This window comes from Mesobacillus sp., from assembly GCF_049588175.1.
Classification (GTDB): domain Bacteria; phylum Bacillota; class Bacilli; order Bacillales; family Cytobacillaceae; genus Mesobacillus.
Genome location: NZ_JBAVFI010000270.1, coordinates 1 through 4,578, shown reverse-complemented (window position 1 = coordinate 4,578; position 4,578 = coordinate 1). Strand labels below are relative to the sequence as shown.

Genomic DNA, 4,578 nt, shown 5'->3' with positions numbered 1-4,578 from the left:
AAATATCATTCGGCCACTTGATTTCAGGAAGCAAACCTGTAACTTCCTCGATTGCCTGGACAACTCCTACAGCAGTGATCAGTGTCAGCTGGGGAGCTTTTGGGATAGGTAAATTGGGCCGGAGAATGATGCTCATCCAGATACCTGTATACTTTGGAGAATGCCATTTCCTGTCCATCCTGCCTCTGCCTGCTGTCTGTTCCTCCGCAATTACGACTGTGCCTTCTGCCGCATTTTCATATGCAAGTTTGTAAGCAATTTTCTGGGTTGAATCTACACTGTCATGATAATGAAGATGTCTGCCTAAAAAAGTTGTTTTTAAGCCCAGGTTGATTTTATCCGCACTCATTCCATCGGGGATAGAGACAATTTTATACCCTTTTCTTCTCACTGCCTCGAACTCGAATCCTTCCTTGCGGAGTTCTTCGATATGTTTCCAAACTGCAGTCCTCGAGCAGCCAGCAATATCCCCCAAGTGCTGGCCAGACAAAAACTCAGATTCGGTATTAGTAAAAGCTTCTATCAATTTTTTTCTGATTTCAGATTGCTCAGCCATACCCTTATTTTCTCCTTCTCATTTTGAACATCCCCATAAATTACAGCCTTTTCAATTTCCTCTAACAGCTCTTTTAGCCATGGTCCAGGATTTTTACCATGCCAAGCCATCAAGTCATTTCCTGTTACATTCAATTCATGCCTTTCCTTTATAGGAAGAGAGTTAAATATCTGCTTGATTCGTTCTGTGCTATTGAATTTTTCCGGAAACAAGGTTTGGTACACCCTTTCACAGCTTAAAGCATTGTCTAAGCCTGCCTTGTATACTGATTCCTCATTCCATTCTTTACCCAAGCGATATACTAACAGGGAATGGATTTGTTTTATTAACTTAATCTTCTGTACCGGAAGCTTCCAGCCTCTTAAGAAAGCATCTATTTCTTTGCCAAGCAATCGCAATTCATATAGTAACAATACCCAAGATTCATTTAAACCAAGTTCTAATGAGAGACTCGCTGAAAATTGGATTAAGGATTTTTCCTGATGAACCAAGCCAGGCAAGTATTGATACATTCCACTTGTCACCATAAGCTCTGCGGCTTTTGCACGGTCCCGGCCTTGAAGCATCTTTTCAAATTCGACTGTTTTTCGTTCTACTGCGATATTTTCAAGCAGCTTACAATGGTTCTGCAAAGACTTAAAGGTATTGTCTTCAATCGAAAAGGACAATTGTGAAAGAAACCTTACAGCCCTTAACATCCTTAATGCATCTTCCCCAAACCGTTCATCTGGATTGCCTACTGTCTCGATCAGCTTATTATTTATAGATTGCTTGCCTCCAAAGGGGTCGATGATTTTCCCGTCCTTATCCATAGCAATCGCATTCATCGTAAAATCCCTGCGCTGCAGGTCTTCGGTCAGCGATCGAATAAAAAACACTTTATCAGGCCGCCTGAAATCTGTATATCCTGCTTCCGACCGAAATGTTGTAATTTCATATGGGATACCTTTGTAGTGGACTAGAATTGTTCCATGCTCAATCCCTACATCGGTCGTTTTAGGAAAAATCTTTTTCAATTCCTCTGGCAATGCAGAAGTGGCGATATCTACATCAGCAATTTCGCGGCCAAGAATATGGTCTCTGACAGAACCTCCGACAAAATAGGCTTCAAAACCAGCGTTCTCAATCAAATTAAGGACAGGGACAGCTTTTAAAAAAGGATTGCCAATCATCGTTCATCCTGTCCTACTAATTGATAATAAATGTTTTCATATTCAGAAACGATTTGTTCAGCACTAAATCTTTTTTCGGCACGTTCCATGGAATTAGCTGAAAATCTCTGGTGAATTTCTTCATTTGATAAAATTTCAACAGCCTTTTCGGTAATGGTCTTAATATCACCCAGCTCGCAAATATAGCCTGTTTCCCCATTGACGATGACCTCAGGAATTCCTCCCACATTGGTTCCAATACAAGGAACCCCGCAAGCCATCGCTTCGAGAGCCACGAGACCAAAACTTTCTTTCTCAGAAAGCAGGAGCATCAGATCACTTAATGAATAAAGCTCCTCTACACGTTCCTGTTTTCCAAGCAGTAAGATCTTATCTCTGATTCCCAGTTCACCTGCAAGATTGCATACAGTCTTCATTTCCGGGCCATCTCCAACAAGCAAAAGCTTCGCAGGTAAATGCTCTGCAATCCCAGCAAATGCTTGGATTACATCTTGAACTCGTTTTACAGGCCTGAAGTTGGACACATGTATGACGACTTTTTCGTGTGGAAGAATTCCATATTCCTTTCTTAGTTCGCTGGAATCGGTACGCTTATTAACTCTCGTATCAATGAAGTTATATACACACTCAATGGTTTTCTTTGGTTTGATCAGTTCATGGGTCTGTGAAATTAATGAATTGGACACAGCAGTTACATAATCTGATTTCTCGATACCAAATCGAATTGCATCTGTAAGGGATGGATCATATCCCAGCACTGTAATATCTGTTCCGTGAAGGGTTGTCACGATTTTCAAATCGCGCCCGCTCATTTGCCTGGCTAAAATGGCACAGACCGCATGCGGAATTGCATAATGTACATGCAGAACATCCAGATTTTCCATGACAGCCACCTCGGCAATTTTACTTGCCAGGGCAATATCATACGGCGGATATTGGAAAACAGAGTATTGGTTTACCTCCACTTCATGGGAAAAAATATTATGATACATTTTCTTCAGCCTGAATGGCAGACTTGAAGAAATAAAGTGGATTTCATGTCCTTTTTCCGCAAGAAGCTTGCCAAGTTCTGTAGCAACAACTCCCGAACCGCCGACTGTCGGGTAACAGGTAATTCCGATCTTGAGTTTTTTCATCTTTTTTCCCCTAACAAATCCTTGTGGATTAACAATGGTTTTTTGGACATAAAGCCCTCGGCAAATTGCACACCGACCTCCTTGCCGAATAACTTTTCCCTTGCCTCTACACTCTCTATATATCCATTAACGAGTGGGGTATCAAAGGTCGACTCCCCCTTTGTAAATTGGCTTTCATATGCATTCAGTGCTTCTATCTTTTTGGACATTTCATTAGAGATATCCACAACAAAATCAGGCTTATGGAAACCATTAATCATATAAAAATATAATGTATCAGGCCTATGGGACGGTAAATCTCTATTTTCACCGTATTTTCTTACAGCGGCCGAAAAGACCGCCTCCTCAACAAGGCGAGCGCAGCTGCCATGATCAGGATGACGGTCATCAAAATAAGGTGCAAACACTATCGCAGGACGGTAAAACCTGATTATTTCCACGATTTTTTTTATGTATTCTTCCTTTAAAAACAGTCCCCTATCAGGCAAATCAAGCGCTTTTCTCACCTTTACGCCGAGAATTTCTGCAGCCTTTTCTGCTTCCTGCAGTCTGGTTACAACAGTCCCGTTAGAAGACATTTCAGCCTTTGTTAAATCACAAATTCCAATTCGTTTTCCTTCACTAGCATATTTGGCAATGGTTCCGCCCATCCCGATTTCTACATCATCAGCATGTGCCCCAAATGCCAAAATATCAAGCTTCAGATTTTCCATCATCATCACCTGGTTTCTTTTCAACTATATTCCGCCAGTCAAGATCGCCTCGTTCTATTCCTTTTATTAAAATTTCAGCTGTTCCCATATTGGTCGCGAGCGGGACAGAATATACATCGCACAGTCTGAGCAATGCTGTCACATCCGGTTCATGGGGCTGAGCGGTAAGCGGGTCCCTGAAAAAGAAAATCGCATCCATCTGGTTATTGGCGATTTGGGCACCGATTTCCTGGTCTCCTCCAAGAGGACCCGATTGGAAGCGCTCGACTATAAGACCAGTTGCTTCAATTATCCGTAATCCTGTCGTCCCAGTCGCATAGAGTTTGTGATTTTCAAAAATTTCTTTATATGCAACTGTGAACCCCACTAAATCATCTTTCTTTCTATCATGGGCGATTAAGGCAATATTCATGGTCTCTCCCCTATTCAATAATATTCTCTAAGCCGTAAACAAAAGAATCCATTTTCATCACTGTATCCACTGCAAGTTTTACTCCTGACATAAAGGAGCTTCGGTTATAGGAATCATGGCGAATTGTAAGGGTTTGTCCATCTGCCCCGAACATTACCTGCTGGTGAGCAATCAAACCTGGCAGTCTCACTGAATGGATATGCATGCCATCAAAGTCAGCACCCCTTGCTCCTTTAATGGTTTCCTTTTCGTCTTTATGGCCCTGGATTTTCGTTTCCCTTACCTCGGCAATCATTTGTGCAGTCTTAACAGCCGTGCCTGATGGGGCGTCCAGTTTTTGGTCGTGATGCAGCTCAATAATCTCTACATCACTGAAATACCTGGCTGCCATTTGTGAAAACTTCATCATTAAAACTGCCCCAACTGCAAAGTTAGGAGCAATAATGCATCCCGTTTCCTGTTCCGTACACATCCGCTCCAGTTCACTTAGATCATCTTTAGAGAAGCCAGTTGTTCCCACTACAGGTCTAACCTTATATTTCAATGCGGTCTTTGTGTGGAACATGCCTACCTCTGGAGTCGTTAAATC

General features: G+C 42.0%; 6 protein-coding genes. All 6 read right to left on the bottom strand.

Annotated elements, in window-relative coordinates:
• A partial coding sequence (locus WB217_RS06605) for a biotin--[acetyl-CoA-carboxylase] ligase (RefSeq protein WP_423991811.1) occupies nt 1-556 on the bottom strand: 556 nt, incomplete at its 3' end.
• The gene (locus WB217_RS06600; RefSeq protein ID WP_423991809.1) at nt 523-1,728 is read right to left on the bottom strand and encodes a CCA tRNA nucleotidyltransferase; all 1,206 of its coding nucleotides are present in this window, start codon (nt 1,726-1,728) and stop codon (nt 523-525) included. The genes WB217_RS06605 and WB217_RS06600, both read right to left, overlap by 34 nt.
• Nucleotides 1,725-2,864 carry an N-acetyl-alpha-D-glucosaminyl L-malate synthase BshA gene (gene bshA / locus WB217_RS06595; protein WP_423991807.1) on the bottom strand — a complete coding sequence of 380 codons (1,140 nt, stop codon included), beginning with the start codon at nt 2,862-2,864 and terminating at the stop codon, nt 1,725-1,727. Before bshA ends, WB217_RS06600 begins: the two co-directional genes overlap by 4 nt.
• The gene (bshB1, locus tag WB217_RS06590) at nt 2,861-3,577 is read right to left on the bottom strand and encodes a bacillithiol biosynthesis deacetylase BshB1 (protein WP_423991813.1); all 717 of its coding nucleotides are present in this window, start codon (nt 3,575-3,577) and stop codon (nt 2,861-2,863) included. Before bshB1 ends, bshA begins: the two co-directional genes overlap by 4 nt.
• Nucleotides 3,558-3,989: a methylglyoxal synthase gene (mgsA, locus tag WB217_RS06585; RefSeq protein ID WP_423991805.1), complete on the bottom strand. Its 432-nt coding sequence runs from the start codon at nt 3,987-3,989 to the stop codon at nt 3,558-3,560. The genes bshB1 and mgsA overlap by 20 nt, the downstream gene beginning before the upstream one ends.
• Nucleotides 3,990-3,999: 10 nt before the next feature.
• Nucleotides 4,000-4,578: 4-hydroxy-tetrahydrodipicolinate reductase (dapB, locus tag WB217_RS06580; protein ID WP_423991803.1), on the bottom strand; the 579-nt coding region annotated here is incomplete at its 5' end.

Bases quoted from the DNA above. Each gene is read 5' to 3' on its own strand.
- bshA (WP_423991807.1), bottom strand. From the start codon at position 2,864: ATGAAAAAACTCAAGATCGGAATTACCTGTTACCCGACAGTCGGCGGT.
- WB217_RS06600 (WP_423991809.1), bottom strand. From the start codon at position 1,728: ATGATTGGCAATCCTTTTTTAAAAGCTGTCCCTGTCCTTAATTTGATT.
- mgsA (WP_423991805.1), bottom strand. From the start codon at position 3,989: ATGAATATTGCCTTAATCGCCCATGATAGAAAGAAAGATGATTTAGTG.
- bshB1 (WP_423991813.1), bottom strand. From the start codon at position 3,577: ATGGAAAATCTGAAGCTTGATATTTTGGCATTTGGGGCACATGCTGAT.